The sequence below is a fragment of the Pseudomonas psychrophila HA-4 genome, from assembly GCF_000282975.1.
GTDB lineage: Bacteria > Pseudomonadota > Gammaproteobacteria > Pseudomonadales > Pseudomonadaceae > Aquipseudomonas > Aquipseudomonas psychrophila_A.
This window is the reverse complement of the sequence record NZ_ALJC01000106.1, coordinates 1-20,499: the sequence shown is the minus strand read 5'-3', so window position 1 is coordinate 20,499 and position 20,499 is coordinate 1. Positions and strand designations below refer to the sequence as shown.

Genomic DNA, 20,499 nt, shown 5'->3' with positions numbered 1-20,499 from the left:
CACACAATGTTCCCGCTGTGGCTGCTTCCTTCCGGATCTGACCAGGTTAACGGGTAATCGTTGCGGAGGGACCGATAGGGTCACCATAACAACATCCGCCTAGCAGCGAACGGCGCCATTGTACCTATCTGACGAAAAGTTACAACCGCTGCTGCAAGAATAAAAAATGAATGGGTTCAAGCACTTGGATTCGGACCAAGACAAGAGCCAATTAAAGCGAGAGAGACGCCATGACGCACGTAGCAGTTGCCGAGTTACTCGAGCGCGATACCCTCCTCTTTGAGGAACGCGACAAATGCTTCCTCGTCCAGCACCTTGAGGCCTAACTCATTGGCTTTGGTCAATTTGGAACCTGCCCCCGGCCCCGCCACTACGCAGTGGGTTTTGCCAGAGACCGAACCCGAGACTTTGGCGCCCAAACTTTCGAGCTTATCTTTGGCCACGTCACGGCTCATTAACTCCAGCGAACCGGTCAGTACCCAGGTCTGCCCAGCCAACGGCAGGCCTTCTACGGTTTTTTTCTCACTTTGCCAATGCATGCCGAAGTCGCGCAATTGCCCTTCGACTGCCAGCGCCAGACGGGCATTGTCTTGGTTATCGAAGAATTCACGCACTGCCTTGGCTTGCTTCTCAGGCAGGGCCTGACGCATGTCCAGCCAGTCGGCATCGATAACGCCTTGGAGCGTGCCAAATTTGTCTGCCAGCTTTTGCGCCCCGCCCGGCCCAACGGACGGGATGTGCAGTTTGTCGATGAGCCCGCCCAAGGTGGCACTTGCGGCAAACTCGGCGCCTAGCTCTCCCTGGTCCTGCAATTCCAGGCCATGCTTCAGCAATTGAGCAATCACTTGCTGGTTATGGTCATCACTGAAGAAGCTGTGGATCTCATGAGCCACTTCAAGCCCGACATCCGGCAAGTAGGTGAGCACTTGCGGCAGAGCACGCTGTACGCGCTCCAGAGAGGCCAATGAGCGCGCCAGCACCTTGGCTGTCTCTTCTCCTACATCGGGAATACCCAAAGCGTAGATGAAACGCGCCAACGTCGGACGCTTGCTGTCGGCAATGGCCTCAAGCAAGTTTTTGCTCGATAACTCAGCAAAGCCTTCGAGGTCGACAATTTGTTCAAACGACAGGATGTACAGGTCGGCAGGCGAGCTCACTAGACCTTCATCGACCAGCTGCTCGACGCTCTTTTCACCCAAGCCTTCAATGTCCATCGCGCGTCGCGAGACGAAGTGGATGATTGCCTGTTTAAGCTGAGCACCACAGGCCAGACGCCCGACGCAGCGATACACGGCGCCTTCGCTGATGGTTTCACGGCCCTTGCTGCGCTTGATCAACTGCGTGCGCTCAACGTGCGAACCGCACACCGGGCAGTTTTCTGGGATATGCACCGCACGCGCATCGTTGGGGCGACGCTCAAGCACCACTTGCACCACTTGCGGAATAACATCGCCTGCACGGCGAATAATCACCGTGTCGCCAATCATCAGCCCCAAACGCGCCACTTCGTCCATGTTGTGCAACGTGGCATTGGACACGGTAACGCCCGCCACCTTGACCGGCTTAAGGCGCGCCACCGGCGTTACTGCACCCGTACGCCCAACTTGAAACTCGACATCTAGTAGTTCGGTCAGCTCTTCCATGGCCGGGAATTTGTGGGCGATGGCCCAGCGTGGCTCCCGCGCACGAAAACCCAGTTCGCGTTGAGAGGCCAGACTGTTGACCTTGAACACCACGCCGTCGATTTCGTAAGCCAAAGCGGCACGGCGCTCACCAATATCGCGGTAGTAGTCCAGACATTCAGCAATGCCTTTGGCCAGTTTCAGCTCGTGACTGATGGGCATACCCCATTGCTGCAACTGCTTGAGGTTGCCGATATGGGTGTCTGAAAACTCTTCAGAAACTTGCCCTAAGCCGTAGCAGCAGAATTCCAGCGGGCGGCTGGCGGTGATTTTTGAGTCCAACTGACGCAAGCTGCCTGCCGCCGCATTACGCGGGTTGGCAAAGGTTTTACCGCCCGCAGCGATCTGGGCCTCATTGAGACGGTCAAAACCAGCCTTGGATATAAAGACCTCGCCGCGCACTTCAAGCACGGCAGGCCAGCCGCTACCCTGCAATTTGAGCGGAATGTTGCGCACAGTACGCACGTTGACGCTGATATCTTCACCGGTAGCGCCATCACCGCGCGTGGCACCGCGCACCAAAACGCCGTCTTGGTACAGCAGACTGACCGCCAGGCCGTCCAGCTTAGGCTCGCAACTGTATTCAACTTCTGCGCCGCCGCCAAAAAGATCCCCCGCAGGCAGGTCCAAACCTTCGCTGACACGCCGATCAAACTCGCGCATATCGGTTTCATCAAAGGCGTTGCCGAGGCTCAACATGGGCACTTCGTGACGCACTTGAGTGAAAGCAGACAAGGCCGCACTGCCGACTCGCTGAGTTGGCGAATCTGGCGTTACCAGCTCAGGGTGCTCCGCTTCCAGCGCTTTCAACTCACGAAACAGGCGGTCGTACTCTGCGTCCGGAATGCTCGGCTCGTCGAGCACGTGGTAACGGTAGTTGTGCTGATCCAGTTCAGCGCGCAGCTCTAGAATGCGGGTGTTGGCGGCGGTCATGGGGTGTTCTCTCACAAAGCAAAAGAGCAGCCGAGGCTGCTCAAGTGTTAATTCATTTTGCATTCAGCGGGAGCATGCACACGGCTCCCAGCGTTTTTAGCGTTTTTGAGTCAGGGCACGGCGCTCGAATTCAACGATGCGCTGGCGGTAATGCTCGATGGTCTGAGCCGTCAGAACACTGCGCTGATCATCTTTAAGCTCGCCATTAAGCTCTTGGGACAGCTTGCGCGCAGCGGCAACCATGACATCAAACGCCTGCTTGGGATGACGCGGACCCGGCAGACCGAGGAAGAAGCTCACCGCCGGCGTGCTGAAAAGATCAATGTCGTCCAGATCGAATACACCCGGCTTAACGGCGTTGGCCATCGAGAAGAGCACTTCGCCATTACCGGCCATGCTTTCGTGACGATGGAAAATATCCATCTCGCCAAAGCGCAACCCACTTTCAAGAATGTTCTGCAGCAATGCCGGGCCTTTGAAGCCCGCAGGGTCACGGCAAATTACACTGATCACCAGCACTTCTTCAGCGGCCTGTGCGGGCTCTTTGCTTTCTACCGCCGAAACGGTAGGCGCAGGACGACCACGCGGCTTGGTTTCAGCAGGGAAATCGTCATCACGGGCGCTTAGGCTTGGGCCGTCATCGTCAAGATCAAGATTGAGGTTCAAGTCACCTTGACTTGGCTCACCGCCACGCTTGCCACGCTTGGAGCCCTTTTCACGGGTCGGCATGCTCACCGATGGCAAGTCATGCTCATCCAACTGCGGCTCTTTGTGATTAGGTGTATCCAGGACCCGCGCAGGACCCAGCAACTCAGCGCTGGTCTCCTCATCCGGGACGTTGGAAAAACTGCGATCAAGGCGAAACTTAAGCTTGCCCTTGCCGCCACGCATACGGCGCCAGCCATCAAAAAGAATACCGGCGATGACCACTATGCCGATGACTATCAGCCACTCGCGCAGACCGATTTCCATGTAATCCCGTGCCCCTAAAAAAATGATTCTATGAAGAAGAGCCTAAAGCCCTTTAAAACGCGGCGCCAACTCTATGTTCTGAATGGCGTTTTTCCACGTACAAAAAAATTAGACGCTAAATTAACACGACCAAAGATAACTTTACACCGTCTGTCGCCTTGAGTTAGAGACATGTGGTGACTGACGAACCCGCTAAATCAGCCAAATCCTAGGATTTTTCTTGCGTGAAAAATTCTTTAGCCCTACATGCTTATAGCTCAAGCATCGACCATTGCCATTGCCTCCTCCACATCAACCGCAACAAGACGTGAACAACCAGGTTCATGCATCGTCACGCCCATCAACTGATCAGCCATTTCCATGGCGATTTTGTTGTGCGTGATGTAGATGAATTGCACGGTCTGCGACATCTCTTTAACCAAGCGCGCATACCGGCCCACGTTCGCATCATCAAGCGGCGCATCAACTTCATCGAGCATGCAAAACGGCGCCGGGTTGAGTTTGAAAATGGCAAAAACCAATGCCAACGCCGTCAACGCTTTCTCGCCACCAGACAGCAAATGAATCGTGCTGTTCTTCTTGCCCGGCGGCCGCGCCATGATCGTTACCCCTGTATCGAGTAAATCTTCGCCCGTCAGTTCCAAATAAGCGCTGCCGCCACCGAAAACTTTTGGGAAAAGCGCCTGTAATCCACCATTTATCTGATCAAAGGTGTCTTTGAAGCGGCTGCGGGTTTCTTTGTCGATCTTGCGAATAACGTTTTCTAGGGTGTCCAGCGCCTCGACCAAATCAGCATCTTGGGCATCCAGATAACGTTTACGCTCGGATTGCTGCTGGTATTCATCAATGGCCGCAAGGTTGATCGCGCCCAAACGCTGAATACGCGCAGCAATACGCTCTAATTCTTCTTCGGCCTGCTGCTCATTTAGTTCGTTACTCAATGTTGCCAGCACACCGTGCAAGTCGTAGCCGTCTGCCAGTAGCTGATCCTGCAACGCAGTACGCCGAACCGTTAGCGCCTGCCACTCCATGCGCTGTTGTTCAAGCTGACCGCGAATCAACTGAGACTGTTGCTCGGCCTGATTACGACGTTTTTCGGCGTCGCGCAGTTCGCGATCGGCGTCTTCCAGTGCCAGTTGCGCAACTTTAAGTTCTTCGTCCACGCTCAAGCGCTTGTCGAGTAACTCTTCAAGTTTGAGACGCAGCTCTTCAAGCGGTGCTTCGCCCTCCTCCAGGTTGAGTGTGAGCTGCTCGCGCTTTTCAGCCAGCCGTTCGGACTGCAACTCCAGACGCTCAAGTGCTTGACGGGTGGAATCGTGCTGCGCCCTAAGCGAGCCCAAGCGAACTGCTAACTGATGCGCGTGATCTTTGTGCTGACGCGCCTCTTGGCGCACGCGGTCCAGCCGCTCGCGCAAGCTGTCGCGCTGAGCCAATAACAGCTCGCGCTGCGCTGTATCTGTGGCCATGGCGTCCAGCGCTTCCTGCAATTGCAAACGCGCTTCGCCAACATGCTCATGCTCCAGCGCACGCTGCTCGCCCAACTCCGCCAGCTCTTCGTCCAGGCGTCTACGGCGCAAGGTCAATTGCTCGACCTTGGCTTTGCTGGCAGACAGCTTGGCCTTGATCTCACCTTGTTGACGGGCTTCGTCCTGCAAGCGGCGACGAACCTGCTCACGGGCGTCTTCTTGCGCGACTTGTTGCTCACGCAAGCGTTGCAACTGCTCTTCAAGAGAAGCAAGGGTCGCTTCACGCTCTTCGCGCTCAACGCCCAGACGCTGGATTTCTTGACCGCGGGCCAACACGCCACTTTCGGCTTCGCTGGCCCGTCGAACCCGCAAAAAGTTACGCCCAACCCAATAGCCGTCGCGGCTGATTAGGCTTTGCCCTTCAGTCAATTGGCCGCGTAAGGCCAACGCCAGCTCGAGGGTTTCAACCGGCTTGACCTGCCCCAGCCACGGCGCCAGATCGAATTCGGCCTCGACTTTGTCCAGCAGGCTGCCCGCCACACGACCGGCCTGCACGTGAGCGCTGAACAAGCGCAAATCGCCTTGCGCAAAGCCCGCCAGATCAAGTTGCGAGAAGTCATCCACCAGCACCGCTTGCAAGTCAGCACCCAGCACGGTTTCGACCGCCAGCTCCCAGCCTGCTTCTACCCGCAGGCCTTCGGCCAAACGCGGGCGCTCAGCCAGTTGCTGCTCGCGTAGCCATTCGCCAGCACCGGTGCCCGGATCAAGCGCGGCTTGTTGCAGCGCCTCAAGAGATGCCAGACGGCCGTTGAGCCGCTGCAACTCACCCTGAGCCTGCTGTTGGTTTTGCGTAGCCTGTTGCAGCTCGTGGCGCACATGCTCTAGGCGCTCGATGACCTGCTCTTCGCTGGCCTGCAGCTCTTCTTGCGTCAGTTCACTGGTCGCCAGTTGCTCACTCAGCTCAAGGATCGCAGCATCTTCCGGGTCTGCGGCCAGCAATGCGCGCTCTTCGGCCATTCGGCGCTGGCGCTCGGCCACCCGCTCCATGCTGGTTTCCAACTGTTGAATGCGTGCCTGCAACACTTCAGATTGGCGTTGCGGTTCGGCCGAGCGCAGGTTGAAGGCATCCCACTGTTCTTGCCAGCCGTGCATCGTGTGTTCGGATTCTTCGAGGGCTGCGGCCGCTTCTTCAGCCGCAGCGCTGGTCAGCTCCTGCTCGGGGGCGAGCATGTCGAGTTCTTCGCCCAAGGTCGCGAGCATTGTGCGGTCATGGCCCAGGTGCGATTCGGTTTCAAGACGCGAACGCTCGGCTTCACGCAGGTCATCTTGCAACTGACGCAAACGCTGCTGACCGTGCTGAATGCTTTGTTCAACGCGAGCGATGTCACCACCAACCGAATAGAAGCGCCCCTGCACCAAATTGAAGCGTTCTGACAGATCATGGTGCCCGTCACGCAGGCGTTCGATGCTGGCATCTGCGTTACGCTGGTCTGCAACCAAGGCTTCAAAGCTTACTTCTTGGTTGCCAATGACGGCTTCGCGCTGTCCTACTTGCTCGTTCAGGGCTTGCCAGCGCAACGCTGACAACTGCGCCTTGAGCTGACGCTCTTCGGCCTTGTATTCCTGATACTTCTCGGCTGCCTGCGCCTGACGATGCAAACGCTCAAGCTGGCGCCCCAGTTCGTCACGTAAGTCGGTCAGACGCGCCAAGTTTTCGTGGGTGCGACGAATACGGTTTTCGGTCTCGCGGCGACGCTCCTTGTACTTGGAGATACCGGCCGCCTCTTCGATAAAGTTGCGCAAGTCTTCAGGCTTGGACTCGATCAGTTTCGAGATCATGCCCTGCTCAATGATTGAGTAGCTGCGCGGCCCCAGGCCGGTACCCAGGAAGATATCGGTGATGTCTCGGCGACGGCACTTGGTGCCGTTGAGGTAGTACGTGGTCTGGCTGTCGCGGGTGACTTTGCGGCGAATGGATATCTCGGCGTAGGCCGCGTATTCACCCAGCAGCGTACCGTCTGAGTTATCAAAGACCAGCTCGATACTGGCCTGACTCACGGGTTTGCGGCTGGTGGAACCGTTAAAGATGACATCGGTCATCGACTCGCCGCGCAGGTTCTTGGCCGAGCTTTCGCCCATGACCCAGCGCACGGCGTCGATAATGTTCGACTTGCCGCAACCATTAGGGCCGACAACAGCTGCCATATTGCTCGGAAAGTTAACCGTCGTAGGGTCAACGAAAGACTTGAAACCCGCCAGCTTGATGCACTTGAGGCGCACGCTTAGGCAACCGTCAAGGCTGACAACACCAGGTCACAACTGCGCTGAGCATAACGACTCAGTACGACACGAATCTGCGAAAAATCACGTGCCAAAACCGCTTCTAGCAACTCTGCAAACAGCGCCAGGAACTCGCTCATCTCAGCCTTGCGTTTTTCTAGCGCCAAGTAATAAGCACGGCTCATGGCCGGGTGCAGGTTTTCGACAGTTTCTTGCAGGTACGGGTTGTCGGCAAATGGGTAAGCAGCACGCATCACGTTGAAGCTGTCTTCAACAAAGGCGCTGATGTCCTGACGTTCATAGCTGTCAGTCAGACGTTGTTGGATTTGCAGAAAGGGCCCTAGGTCCGCCGGAACGGTCCAGCGTTGGGCAACCGCATTGCCGAGCAAAATGTACATTTCGCTCATTAAGGCACACAGGCTCTGCACCTTGTGCGCAGTTAGCTCGGTGACATGGGCGCCACGCCGCGGAAGGATGGCAATCAAATGTCGGCGCTCAAGGATAAGCAACGCCTCACGCACAGAGCCACGACTGACATTAAGCGCCAGCGTTACCTTCTGTTCTTGGATGCGTTCCCCAGGCTTGAGCTCGCCACGAATAATCCGTTCGGCGAGGTGGTGAGCGATTTGCTCGGCGAGACTATCCGGCGCCTTGAACGTCATGTTTTACCTTCAAAATCTTAGATCAGTGCAAGCGGCGAAGTGTAACCCACTTGCGAGCTGCCCGCAGAGTGTCTCAGTCGTTGAAATTGGCACGATATAAGCAAATAAACCTTCCAACGATCAAACATCGGGATGACCGAGCCTCATTTCTTGACCCTAGAGTCAGCAATGACTAGATTCAGCTCATCCCGCCAGACAAAAACAATGATGTTGCGAGGCCTCCCGTGATCCAGTTTTTACTCAATCAGACAGTACGCACTGAGCACACTCTGGACCCGAATCTGACTGTGCTCAACTACCTGCGCCAGCACCTGCACAAGCCCGGTACCAAGGAAGGTTGTGCCAGTGGTGATTGCGGCGCATGCACAGTGGTGGTGGGCGAACGGCATGTCGATGATCAGGGCATTGAAAGCCTGCGTTACCGCAGCCTCAATTCATGCCTGACGTTTGTGGCTGCCTTGCATGGCAAGCAATTGATCAGCGTCGAAGACCTTAAGCACCAAGGCCGGCTGCACAGCGTGCAACAAGCCATGGTCGACTGCCACGGCTCACAGTGCGGTTTTTGTACGCCTGGCTTTGTGATGTCGCTGTTTGCACTGCAAAAAAACTGCCTGGACGCCGACAGTCATCAAGCCCATGAAGCGCTTGCTGGCAATCTGTGTCGCTGCACCGGCTATCGACCGATTCTGGCCGCCGCCGAGCAAGCTTGCCACGCCCACCCAGAAGACCAGTTTGAGGCACAGCAGGCTGCAACCCTCGCCAAGCTCAAGGCCATTACGCCAAGCGGGACCGGCGAACTGAACAGCGGCGGCAAACGTTGCCTGCTGCCCGTGAACATCACTGAGCTGGCGCACCTATACGAGGCTCACCCGCAGGCTCGCTTGCTGGCGGGCGGTACCGATTTGGCGCTGGAGGTCACGCAGCTTCATCGTCCCTTGCCCGAGATGATTTACCTGGGACAGGTTGCCGAGATGAAGCGTATAGAGTGCTTCGCCGATCGCCTCGAAGTCGGCGCTGCGGTGTCGCTGACGGATGCCTACAGCACGCTCAAGGCTGAATACTCGGACTTCGGCGAGCTGTTACAACGCTTCGCCTCGCTGCAAATCCGCAACCAGGGCACGCTGGGCGGCAACATCGGCAACGCCTCGCCAATTGGTGATTCGCCGCCGTTACTGATTGCCCTCGGCGCATACCTGATATTGCGCAAAGGCCAGACACACCGCACATTGGCGCTTGAGGACTACTTCATTGACTATCGGGTAACCGCCCGCGCAGAAGGCGAATTTATCGAAAAAATCGTCATCCCGCGCGCCAAAGCAAGCCATCTGTTTCGTGCCTACAAAGTCTCCAAACGTCTGGATGACGACATCAGCGCAGTGTGTGCCGCGTTCAATCTACAGATCGACAACGGCGTGGTAATCGAAGCCCGGGTGGCCTACGGCGGCATGGCGGCTACGCCCAAACGCGCCAGCGCCTGCGAAGCCGCCTTGAACGGTTCGCCCTGGAACACAGCCACCGTGGAGCGGGCCTGCACCGCCTTAGCGGAGGATTTCAGCCCGCTCTCGGACTTTCGCGCCAGCAGGGAATATCGCCTGTTGAGTGCGCAAAACCTGCTGCGTAAATACTTCATCGAACAGCAAACACCAAACCTTCAAACGCGGGTGACTGCTTATGTCTAATCATCACCCGATCGAACCGTCGCAGGCCGAGTTAAGCGCCCTATTCATGCAGGATCTGAAAACCGGTGTCGGGCGTAGCGTCAAGCATGACAGCGCCGAAAAGCATGTGTCTGGCGAAGCGCAGTACATCGATGACCGACTGGAGTTTGCGAACCAGTTACACGTTTATGCACGCTTGTCTGACCGGGCTCATGCCCGAATCATTCACGTCGACACAACGCCGTGCTACGCGTTTGCCGGCGTGCGCCTGGTCATCACCCATGAAGACATCCCAGGCCTTAAGGACATCGGCCCGCTGCTACCCGGCGACCCGTTACTGGCCATCGATAAAGTGGAGTATGTCGGGCAGCCGGTGCTGGCCGTGGCCGCTTGTAATATGGACACCGCGCGCGAAGCGGCGATGGCGGCAATTATTGAGTACGAAGACCTCGATCCGGTGCTGGATGTGGTTGAAGCGCTGCGTAAGAAGCACTTCGTGCTCGACAGCCATACTCACCAGCGCGGTGACTCTGCCACGGCGCTGGCCAAAGCAACTCATCGGTTGCAAGGCAGCCTGCATATCGGCGGGCAAGAACACTTTTACCTAGAGACCCAAATCTCTTCGGTCATGCCCACCGAAGACGGCGGCATGATCGTCTACAGCTCGACCCAGCACCCGACAGAAATCCAGAAGCTGGTAGCCGAAGTGCTCGGTGTGTCGATGAACAAAATCGTCGTCGACATGCGCCGCATGGGGGGCGGCTTCGGAGGTAAGGAAACACAGGCCGCAAGCCCCGCCTGCTTGTGCGCAGTGGTGGCGCACCTGACCGGTCAGCCGACCAAGATGCGCCTGCCACGGGTCGAAGACATGCAGATGACCGGCAAGCGGCACCCGTTTTATATCGAGTACGACGTTGGTTTCGACGATAACGGCCAGTTGCAAGGCATCCAATTGGATCTGGCAGGCAACTGTGGCTATTCACCTGACTTGTCCGGGTCGATTGTCGACCGCGCCATGTTTCACGCAGACAACGCTTATTACTTGGGCGATGCCACCATCAATGGCCATCGCTGCAAAACCAACACCGCCTCGAACACCGCGTATCGAGGCTTCGGCGGCCCCCAAGGAATGGTCGCCATCGAAGAGGTTATGGATCGAATTGCCCGTCATTTGCGGCTCGATCCGCTGGCGGTGCGCAAGGCTAATTACTACGGCAAAACCGACCGTAACGTGACCCACTATTACCAAACCGTAGAGCACAACTTGCTTCACGAAATGACCGCAGACCTGGAGGCCAGCAGCCAATACTCACAGCGTCGCGCTGCTATCCAGGCCTTCAACGCCAACAGCCCGATTCTTAAAAAGGGGCTGGCCCTGACACCGGTGAAGTTCGGTATTTCGTTCACTGCCAGCTTTCTCAATCAAGCCGGGGCACTGATCCATATCTACACTGACGGCAGCATCCATTTGAACCACGGCGGCACCGAAATGGGCCAAGGCCTGAACGTCAAAGTCGCGCAAGTGGTGGCCGAAGTGTTTCAAGTCGAGATCAGCCGCGTGCAGATCACCGCCACTAACACCGACAAAGTGCCCAACACTTCGCCGACCGCGGCGTCCAGCGGCGCCGACCTGAATGGCAAAGCAGCGCAGAACGCAGCCGAAATCATCAAGCAACGACTCATTGAATTTGCTGCCAGCAACTATCAGGTCAAGGCACAGGACGTGGTTTTTCATAACGGTTTGGTACGCGTTGGTGAGCGCATCCTGAGCTTTGAAGCACTGATACAGCAGGCGTATTTTGGTCAGGTCTCACTGTCGAGTACCGGCTACTACAAAACGCCGAAGATTTTTTACGACCGCAGTCAGGCGCGCGGTCGCCCGTTTTACTACTACGCCTTTGGAGCCGCATGCGCGGAAGTGATCGTCGACACCCTGACCGGCGAATACAAAATGTTGCGCACCGATATCCTGCATGACGTGGGTGCCTCGCTAAACCCAGCCATCGACATCGGCCAAGTTGAAGGCGGCTATGTTCAGGGCGCTGGCTGGCTGACCATGGAAGAGTTGGTGTGGAACGCCAAAGGTAAGCTGATGACCAATAGCCCGGCCAGCTACAAGATCCCGGCCGTAGCCGACATGCCCTTGGATTTGCGGGTCACGCTGGTCGAAAACCGCAAGAACCCGGAAGACACGGTATTTCACTCCAAAGCCGTGGGCGAGCCGCCCTTTATGCTCGGCATCGCTGCATGGTGCGCCATTAAAGACGCCGTCGCGAGCCTGGCTGATTATCGCGTGCAGCCCTCTATCAACGCCCCCGCCACCCCGGAACGGGTGTTGTGGGGGTGTGAGCAGATGCGCAACGCTGTGGCCGCTACTGAAGGCAGCGCCGCACAGGAGCGAGGGGGAAACCATGAATAATTGGATCAGCGCGCTGGCCGATTTACAGCAACGGGGTGAGCCCTGCGTATTGGTGACCATCATCGAAGAGCAAGGCTCGACGCCACGCAATGCAGGCTCAAAAATGGTCATCAGCGCCGACCGGATATTCGACACCATCGGTGGCGGGCATTTGGAATTCAAGGCAATGGGCATTGCCCGCGAAATGCTCAGCGCCCACAAGCAAGGGCCGCATCTACAACGTTTTAGTCTCGGCGCCAGCCTCGGCCAATGCTGTGGCGGTGTCGCGGTGCTGCTATTTGAACCTATGTGCCAAGTGCAGGCGCAAATCGCCGTGTTCGGTGCCGGCCATGTCGCCCGCGCATTGGTGCCGTTGCTGGCCAGCCTGCCGTGCCGGGTGCGCTGGATCGACTCGCGAGAGCAGGAGTTTCCTGCGCTCATCCCGGACGGCGTGCGCAAAATCGTGACCGAAGACCCGGTCGATGAGATCAATGAGCTGCCTGCGGGTTGCTACTGCATCGTCATGACGCATAATCACGCCCTTGACCTAGAACTCAGCGCCGCCTTGCTCAAACGCAACGACTTTACCTATTTCGGCTTGATTGGTTCTAAAACCAAGCGCATGAAGTTCGAACATCGCCTGCACGAACGAGGCATCAGCGCCGCCCATGTGCAGCGAATGCACTGTCCTATGGGCTTGAGTGAAGTCAAAGGCAAGTTACCGATTGAAATTGCGATCTCTATCGCCGGCGAAGTCATCGCCACCTATAACGCCCATTTTGGCCAGCACACCGACTGCGCCGCCCCTGTTGGGGTTGAACCGATTAAACAATTGCTGCCGTCTTCACGACGCAGCCATGCCACGCACTGAGAGTTGTTATGACCTGTAAAGCCTATCGCGCCGCCATCCTGCACAGCATCGCCGACCCTGCCGAAGTCGGGATCGAGGCCTCCTACGAGTATTTTGAAGATGGCTTGCTGGTGGTCGAAGACGGCAAAATCAAAGCGCTGGGGCACGCCAGTGAATTGCTCACCACATTGGCCGCCGACACCGACATCACCTTCTACAGCGATGCGCTGATTACACCGGGCTTTATCGACACGCATATTCACTTCCCACAAACCGGGATGATTGGTGCCTACGGCGAGCAGTTACTCGACTGGCTTAATACCTATACCTTCCCCTGCGAAGACCAGTTCGCGGACAAGGTACACGCTGAAAAAGTGGCGGATATTTTCCTTAAGGAACTGTTGCGCAACGGCACCACAACTGCATTGGTGTTTGGCAGTGTGCACCCGCAATCGGTGGACGCCCTGTTCGAGGCCGCACAACGTCTGGACCTGCGTCTGATCGCGGGCAAAGTGATGATGGACCGCAACGCACCAGACTATCTGACAGATACGCCAGAAACTGGCTACAACGACAGCAAGGCGCTGATCGAACGCTGGCATGGCAAAGGTCGCCTGCATTACGCCGTGACCCCGCGTTTCGCGCCGACCAGCACCCCGGAACAATTAACCTTGGCGGGCAAGTTGCTGAGCGAATACCCGGATGTGTACCTACATACCCATATCAGCGAAAACCTCCAGGAAATCGAGTGGGTTAAATCGCTGTTTCCGGAGCGTAAGGGCTATCTGGACGTGTACGACCATTACCAGCTATTGGGCGAACGCTCGGTATTTGCCCACGGCGTGCATTTGTGTGACGAAGAATGCGCGCGCTTGGCTGAAACAGGATCTGCGGTGGCTTTCTGCCCAACATCCAACCTATTTCTAGGCAGCGGCCTGTTTAACCTGCCGATGGCCGAAAAACATAAACTCAATGTTGGTTTGGGTACCGACGTAGGTGCGGGCACCAGCTTTTCGCTGCTCAACACGTTGAATGAAGCCTACAAGGTCATGCAACTGCAAGGCGCACGCCTCAACCCATTCAAATCGCTGTACTTAGCAACCTTGGGCGGCGCGCGCGCACTGCGTCTGGAAGACAAGATCGGCAACCTGACACCCGGCAGCGACGCAGACTTCGTAGTGCTGGATTACAACGCCACACCGCTGATGAGCTATCGCCTACAGCAATCAAAAAACATCGCAGAAACGTTGTTTGTATTGATGACCTTGGGTGATGACCGCACGGTTGAGCAAACGTACGCAGCAGGGAACCTGGTGCATCAGCGTTAAGAGACGGAGTAAAACTGTGTAGGAGCAGCCGGACGACGCTCGATTGCTCGCGATCTTTTGATCTTGAAAAGATCGCAGCCAGCGGCAGCTCCTACAGATTAACGCTGGTTTTTGCCTTTGGTTTGCAGCAGGTGTGAGAACACCGCGTGCAGATCATCCGAGGCGCTTTCTTCGTCGAGGTTGAGCTTGCTGTCGATGTGATCCATGTGGTGCATCATCAGATTCACCGCCAACGCAGCATCGCGTGCTTCGATCGCATCGATCAGTTGCATGTGCTCGTCATAGGAGCAGTGTGAGCGATTGCCGCTCTCGTATTGGGCAATAATCAGCGATGTTTGCGACACCAAGCTGCGCTGGAAGCTGATCAGCGGCGCATTCTTTGCCGCTTCCGCCAGCTTCAAGTGGAACTCGCCAGACAGTCGAATGCCAGCACCACGATCACCGCGCGAGAAACTGTCGCGCTCGTCTTGCACCATCTTGCGCAACTCAGCCAGATCATCAGCCGTGGAGTGATTGACGGCCAATTCAGTGATGGCTTTTTCTACCATGCGCCGGGCAAAAAACACCTGACGCGCTTCCTCTACGCTCGGACTCGCCACCACTGCACCGCGATTTGGGCGTAACAGCACAACGCCTTCATGGGCCAGGCGCGAGAGTGCTCGACGAATGATGGTGCGGCTCACCCCAAAGATTTCACCCAGCGCTTCTTCACTCAATTTGGTGCCCGGCGCCAAACGCTGTTCGAGAATCGCCTCAAAAATATGCGCGTAGACAATATCGTCCTGGGTTCCACTGCGGCCGGCCTTGCCTGCGCGTGAGGGTTTCTTGAGAGGCTGCAACTGTTCGTTCATGGGCACTCGAATGGGAAAGCGGCGGCGAATAAGGCGTTACGTTAATACGTAAACGGGCGTCGCTGGCAATGAATTAATGCAAAAAAACAGGCCGCATTGTACACAAGCACGAGTGCGAGCACGACTGTACGGTCATTTGCGCCACCGGCTGTATTGCAATGAAATGTTACTTTTGCGTTTAGGCTTGCGCTCTGCTCGAACTCTATTGAAGAACACTTTGTTCAGTACAAGGAATTGCGTTTTATGACCGACGCCACTCAGCCGCGCTTGCATCCTTTGGCCGACACCTCACCTTCAGCAGTGGTCGCAGGCTTCATTGCGATGATGACCGGCTATACCAGTTCATTAGTACTGATGTTTCAAGCTGGTCAGGCAGCCGGTTTGACTACGGGGCAAATTTCTTCATGGATCTGGGCGCTGTCAATTGGCATGGCAGTTTGCAGCATAGGCTTATCCTTGCGTTATCGCACCCCGATTACAGTCGCGTGGTCAACGCCGGGCGCGGCGCTGCTGATCACCAGTTTGGGCGGCGTTAGCTACCACGAAGCAATCGGCGCTTACATCACCTGTGCCGTGCTGGTCATCATCTGCGGTGTGACTGGCAGTTTTGAGCGCCTGGTCAAACGAATCCCATCCTCTCTGGCAGCAGCGTTGCTGGCAGGCATCTTGTTCAAGATCGGCAGCGAAATTTTCGTTGCCGTACAACATCGCACCGGTTTAGTCATCGGGATGTTTTTCACCTATCTCATCGTCAAGCGCCTGTCACCGCGCTACGCCGTGCTGGCAGCTCTGGTGATTGGCACGTTGATCTCGGGCCTGCTCGGGCTCTTGGATTTCAGCGGCTTTGCGCTTGAAGTTGCGGTGCCAGTATGGACCACGCCGTCATTCTCGCTGGCGGCCACCATCAGTATTGGTATCCCGCTGTTTGTAGTCGCCATGACGTCGCAAAACATGCCGGGGGTCGCGGTATTGCGGGCCGACGGCTATACCGTGCCAGCTTCACCCCTGATTACCGCGACCGGTGTCGCCTCGTTGCTGCTTGCCCCGTTCGGTTCACACGGGGTAAACCTTGCCGCCATCAGCGCCGCGATCTGTACCGGGCCGCATGCCCACGAAGATCCTAAAAAGCGTTACACGGCGGCCATGTGGTGCGGAGTTTTCTACGGCATTGCCGGGGTCTTTGGTGCCACGCTGGCCGCTCTGTTTGCTGCGCTACCCAAAGAACTGGTGTTGTCGATTGCAGCGCTGGCCTTGTTCGGCTCAATCATCAACGGCCTGACGATAGCCATGAGCGAATCGAAAGAGCGTGAAGCTGCGCTGGTGACATTTATGGTCACCGCATCGGGCATGAGTCTGTTTTCGATCGGCTCAGCTTTCTGGGGCATTGTGGCAGGCGTGTTGACCTTGATGATCTTGAACTGGAGAACCCGCTAGCCAGCACACATAAAATCTGTCGCCGCGGTCGAAGTGCGAGGCTGCGATGGGTTCCGTACCCCTTCGCCTTGAAGGCCCTTCGGACCTTATCGCAGCCTTACGCAGCGGCTACAGAGCGTCTTATTAAATTGCCATCGCCCCGCCATCAATGGCCAAGGCGTGGCCCGTGGTAAACGCAGCGCCGTCCGAGCACAGATAGAGCACGGCACTCGCTACCTCTTCAACCTTACCAATACGGCCTATAGGATGAACGGCCGCAGCATACTCAGCTTTTTTAGGGTCTGTCTCATAGGCGCGACGGAACATGTCGGTGTCGATGACCGCCGGGCACACCGCGTTAACGCGGATGTTTTTCTTGGCATATTCAATGGCCGCCGACTTAGTCAGGCCAATCACTGCATGCTTGGACGCCGAGTAAATGCTCATTTTGGGAGCAGCGCCCAGCCCCGCCACCGAGGCGGTATTGACGATGGCACCACCGCCCTGATTCAGCATTAGCGGCAACTGATACTTCATACACAACCAGACACCTTTGACGTTGACTCCCATGATCGCGTCGAACTCATCTTGCGTCCCATCGGCCAAGCGTCCGTGTTCAATCTCGATACCGGCGTTGTTGAAGGCGTAGTCCAAACGTCCGTAAGTGTTAATGGTCTGTTCCATCAATTGCTTCACATCGACCTCAAGGGTCACATTGCAGCGCACAAATACGGCAATGCCACCGCCGGCCTTGATCTGTTCAACAGTCCCCTCCCCGCTTGCGGCATCCAGATCAGCCACGACTACTTTCAAGCCCTCAGCCGCAAAAGCCAGCGCAGTGGCTCGTCCTATGCCCGCGCCACCACCCGTGACCACCGCCACCTGACCCGAAAACGTCATGCTCATGGTTTTTATCCTCGAAGGGGAAAGACATATTCAGTGTAGGCCCGCGCTACCCGACACTTATTATTCGAAAGGATGAAAACCTGCCTACTAAAATCACGCCAGCGGATAGAAAAACATTCGTAAAGCCTCATTAACTTGCTGTGACAGCCAAGAACGGCTATCAACAGACTTTGCCTTAATGATGAGTGCCTACGATGACCGCCGAGACTAACCGCCAATTCCTTCTCGCCAAACGCCCAGTCGGAGCAGCCACCCGCGATACCTTTACCTATCAGCAAGTCCCCCTTGCAGAGCCCGGCGACGGACAGATAGTGGTAAAAAATCAATACTTGTCCCTCGACCCGGCGATGCGTGGCTGGATGAATGAAGGCAAGTCCTACATTCCGCCTGTGGGTTTGGGCGAGGTGATGCGCGCACTGGGGGTCGGCAAAGTAATTGCTTCAAAGCATCCAGGTTTTGCTATCGGCGACTATGTAAACGGTGCACTGGGGGTGCAGGATTACTACGTCGGTGAGCCGCGCGGCTTCTACAAGGTAGACCCTAAGCTGGTGCCCTTGCCTGTGTATTTGTCGGCACTGGGTATGACGGGCATGACCGCCTACTTCGCTTTACTCGAAGTCGGCGCGCCTAAAGCCGGTGACACAGTGGTTATTTCTGGTGCTGCGGGTGCCGTCGGCAGCATTGCCGGACAGATTGCCAAGTTAAAGGGCTGCCGCGTGGTGGGTATCGCAGGCGGCAAAGAAAAGTGCGCTTATCTGGTTGAAAAGCTGGGTTTTGACGGCGTCATTGACTACAAGAACGAAGAGGTTCTCGCTGGCCTGAAACGCGAATGCCCTAAAGGCGTCGATGTGTATTTCGACAACGTAGGCGGCGACATTCTTGATGCCGTGCTCAGTCGCCTGAACTACAAAGCCCGCGTGATCATTTGCGGCGCTATCAGCCAGTACAACAATAAAGAAGCCGTCAAAGGCCCGGCGAACTATCTATCGCTGCTGGTTAACCGTGCACGCATGGAAGGCTTTGTGGTGATGGACTATGCCGATCGTTATGTCGAGGCCGGGCAAGAAATGGCAGGTTGGTTGGACAAAGGCCAACTGATAAGCAAAGAAGATATTGTCGAAGGACTGGAAACCTTTCCAGAAAGCCTGCTAAAGCTGTTTAGCGGAGAGAACTTCGGCAAGTTGATACTGAAGGTTTAAAACTTACGTCGCCGCAGTCCAGGCTGCGGCGACATAACAGCTGCACTTAAGCTATTTCGGCAACAACAGCAGCCAATGCTTTGGCCGGATCAGCGGCCTGGCTGATTGGGCGGCCAATGACCAGGTAATCGGAACCCGCATCCAACGCTTGGCGCGGAGTCAGAATCCGACGCTGGTCATCCAGTGCGCTGCCAGCAGGACGAATCCCCGGCGTCACCAGTTGCAGCGATGGGTGAGCGGCTTTCAGCGCTTGCGCTTCCAAAGCCGAGCAGACCAACCCATCCATCCCGGCCTTCTGGGCCAGAGCAGCCAAACGCAAAACTTGCTCTTGAGGCTCGATATCCAAGCCGATTGCTGCGAGGTCTTCACGTTCCATACTGGTCAATACGGTGACACCAATCAGCAGCGGCTGAGGCCCGGTACGCTTGTCCAACTCTTCTCGGCACGCCGCCATCATGCGCAGACCACCCGAGCAGTGAACGTTAACCATCCATACGCCCATCTCGGCTGCGGCCTTAACGGCCATTGCCGTGGTATTTGGGATGTCATGGAATTTAAGATCCAGGAACACCTCAAAGCCTTTATCACGCAGGGTGCCGACGATGTCCGCCGCACAACTGGTAAACAGCTCTTTGCCCACTTTTACGCGGCACAGTTTAGGGTCCAACTGATCAGCCAATTTCAGTGCGGCGTCACGCGTCGGGAAATCCAGGGCGACGATGATAGGAGTCTGGCAGTCGGACATTAGCGGGTTCTCAGGCTGGTCGAAATCGGCGCGCATTGTAGCGGAAGCAGCCGTCAACCGGCACCCGATGATCGTATTTTCATGACTTTAATCATCTTCAGACGCAGCATCGCGCACAAAAAGATAACCGGCCTACAATGAAACCACTACCTACTCACGCACTCAATAGAATAGACAGCAACACGCGGCGCAAATTTTTTGCCCAGCCTCTTGCTCATCAAGGAGAAAACAATGCCCTGGTATGCTTGGTTAATTCTCATCGTAGCCATCGGCGCCATTGTCGGCGGCCTGATGACCTTACGTGACACGGCTAACAAAGTTGAACTGACCGATGAGCAGCGCAAGCGTGTTGCTGAGCGCAATGCTGAGATGGATGCAAAAGAATCAAGGGACAAGTAACAGAGATGTCGCTCTCAGCGGGAAATCAAGAAATTGAATTCTGAGAGCAACTCTCAAAATACAAATACGCGAAACAAACGTGTTAAGCATTGAGACTCAACGCTATGATGCATTTATTGCATTAAAGAGACGGCTGCCATGAGGTACTCACAAAATCATAAAGCCCTGACCCATGAGCGCATCATCAAAGAAGCCGCTGGACTCTTTCGAAGAGACGGGATTGGGGCTACAGGCTTGCACCCCCTCATGAAATCACTGGGTCTGACACACGGTGGCTTCTATGCCCACTTTGCCTCCAAAAACGAACTAGTAGAAAAAGCACTAGAGCAAGCTGCTGGCGAAGTAGAAGGTATGTGTGCGGAAATATTCAATCAAACCCAGCCGCTGAACACCTTTATAGAAACCTACCTGTCGGAGTGGCACGTGACCTCACCGCACGAAGGCTGCCCACTGCCGACAATGTCTGCCGAAATGGCAAGACAAGGGATTGCTAGCCCAATCACTGATGCTGTGATTAATGCTCGACTCAAACAAATTGAGAATACGTTGCAAGGCTCTGATACAGAAGAGAAAAGCATCATGATCTTCGCGACCCTGGTAGGGGCACTGGTGCTTGCTCGCAGCGCAGAAAGTGATGCGTTAAGAGAAAAAATACTGGATGTGACGCGCAATACGCTTAAGCAACCGGTTGAATAAGCTCAATCGCAAAAAACAAAGTAAGCGCTCCATAAACCCCACATTCAAAGCGCTTAGCTGA

15 protein-coding genes and 1 other RNA gene are annotated in these 20,499 nt (G+C 56.0%); 8 read left to right on the top strand and 8 right to left on the bottom strand.

The window, feature by feature from the left end; genetic code table 11:
* The 5 genes from ffs to B347_RS0117175 form a co-directional block, all read right to left on the bottom strand.
* Positions 1 to 77, bottom strand: an RNA gene (ffs, locus tag B347_RS26040) — signal recognition particle sRNA small type; the annotation flags it as partial.
* Between the two features lie 177 nt (positions 78 to 254).
* Positions 255 to 2,615 (bottom strand): NAD-dependent DNA ligase LigA, encoded by a 2,361-nt coding sequence (ligA, locus tag B347_RS0117190; RefSeq protein ID WP_019410932.1) that lies wholly within the window; start codon positions 2,613 to 2,615, stop codon positions 255 to 257.
* A 96-nt stretch (positions 2,616 to 2,711) separates the two neighbouring features.
* Entirely contained in the window at positions 2,712 to 3,587 is an 876-nt protein-coding gene (gene zipA / locus B347_RS0117185; RefSeq protein ID WP_019410931.1) for a cell division protein ZipA, read from the bottom strand.
* 257 nt (positions 3,588 to 3,844) lie between these two features.
* A complete protein-coding gene (smc, locus tag B347_RS0117180) occupies positions 3,845 to 7,333 on the bottom strand; it encodes a chromosome segregation protein SMC (protein WP_019410930.1) in 3,489 nt (1,162 codons plus the stop codon).
* 2 nt (positions 7,334 to 7,335) lie between these two features.
* Entirely contained in the window at positions 7,336 to 7,995 is a 660-nt protein-coding gene (locus B347_RS0117175) for a GntR family transcriptional regulator (RefSeq protein WP_019410929.1), read from the bottom strand.
* A 224-nt stretch (positions 7,996 to 8,219) separates the two neighbouring features.
* On the opposite strand from B347_RS0117175, the gene xdhA reads away from it, so the two are divergent.
* Genes xdhA through guaD form a run of 4 tightly spaced genes read left to right on the top strand, consistent with a single transcriptional unit; the run spans position 8,220 to position 14,229 of the window.
* Positions 8,220 to 9,674, top strand: coding sequence for a xanthine dehydrogenase small subunit (xdhA, locus tag B347_RS0117170; RefSeq protein ID WP_019410928.1), 1,455 nt, complete (start codon positions 8,220 to 8,222; stop codon positions 9,672 to 9,674).
* Entirely contained in the window at positions 9,667 to 12,072 is a 2,406-nt protein-coding gene (gene xdhB, locus B347_RS0117165; protein ID WP_019410927.1) for a xanthine dehydrogenase molybdopterin binding subunit, read from the top strand. The genes xdhA and xdhB overlap by 8 nt, the downstream gene beginning before the upstream one ends.
* Positions 12,065 to 12,922, top strand: coding sequence for a xanthine dehydrogenase accessory protein XdhC (xdhC, locus tag B347_RS0117160; RefSeq protein WP_019410926.1), 858 nt, complete (start codon positions 12,065 to 12,067; stop codon positions 12,920 to 12,922). The genes xdhB and xdhC overlap by 8 nt, the downstream gene beginning before the upstream one ends.
* Positions 12,923 to 12,930: 8 nt before the next feature.
* Positions 12,931 to 14,229, top strand: a complete 1,299-nt coding sequence (gene guaD / locus B347_RS0117155) for a guanine deaminase (RefSeq protein ID WP_019410925.1) — start codon at positions 12,931 to 12,933, stop codon at positions 14,227 to 14,229.
* 98 nt (positions 14,230 to 14,327) lie between these two features.
* On the opposite strand, the gene B347_RS0117150 is transcribed toward guaD, so the two are convergent.
* Positions 14,328 to 15,080 (bottom strand): GntR family transcriptional regulator, encoded by a 753-nt coding sequence (locus B347_RS0117150; protein WP_019410924.1) that lies wholly within the window; start codon positions 15,078 to 15,080, stop codon positions 14,328 to 14,330.
* A 243-nt stretch (positions 15,081 to 15,323) separates the two neighbouring features.
* Between B347_RS0117150 and B347_RS0117145 the strand changes: the two genes are divergently transcribed.
* Entirely contained in the window at positions 15,324 to 16,514 is a 1,191-nt protein-coding gene (locus B347_RS0117145; protein ID WP_019410923.1) for a benzoate/H(+) symporter BenE family transporter, read from the top strand.
* A 123-nt stretch (positions 16,515 to 16,637) separates the two neighbouring features.
* On the opposite strand, the gene B347_RS0117140 is transcribed toward B347_RS0117145, so the two are convergent.
* Positions 16,638 to 17,399 carry an SDR family oxidoreductase gene (locus B347_RS0117140; RefSeq protein WP_019410922.1) on the bottom strand — a complete coding sequence of 254 codons (762 nt, stop codon included), beginning with the start codon at positions 17,397 to 17,399 and terminating at the stop codon, positions 16,638 to 16,640.
* A 194-nt stretch (positions 17,400 to 17,593) separates the two neighbouring features.
* Between B347_RS0117140 and B347_RS0117135 the strand changes: the two genes are divergently transcribed.
* Positions 17,594 to 18,598, top strand: coding sequence for an NADP-dependent oxidoreductase (locus B347_RS0117135; protein ID WP_019410921.1), 1,005 nt, complete (start codon positions 17,594 to 17,596; stop codon positions 18,596 to 18,598).
* Between the two features lie 46 nt (positions 18,599 to 18,644).
* Here the strand turns inward: B347_RS0117135 and pyrF are convergent, their stop codons facing one another.
* Positions 18,645 to 19,343: an orotidine-5'-phosphate decarboxylase gene (gene pyrF, locus B347_RS0117130; protein WP_192812387.1), complete on the bottom strand. Its 699-nt coding sequence runs from the start codon at positions 19,341 to 19,343 to the stop codon at positions 18,645 to 18,647.
* Positions 19,344 to 19,574: 231 nt separating this feature from the next.
* On the opposite strand from pyrF, the gene B347_RS26035 reads away from it, so the two are divergent.
* Together B347_RS26035 and B347_RS0117120 are read left to right on the top strand one after the other, a co-directional pair.
* On the top strand, positions 19,575 to 19,742 hold the full coding sequence (locus B347_RS26035; RefSeq protein ID WP_019410919.1) for a DUF2897 family protein: 168 nt from the start codon (positions 19,575 to 19,577) through the stop codon (positions 19,740 to 19,742).
* Between the two features lie 138 nt (positions 19,743 to 19,880).
* Positions 19,881 to 20,438, top strand: coding sequence for a TetR/AcrR family transcriptional regulator (locus tag B347_RS0117120; protein ID WP_019410918.1), 558 nt, complete (start codon positions 19,881 to 19,883; stop codon positions 20,436 to 20,438).
* Positions 20,439 to 20,499 lie beyond the last annotated feature (61 nt).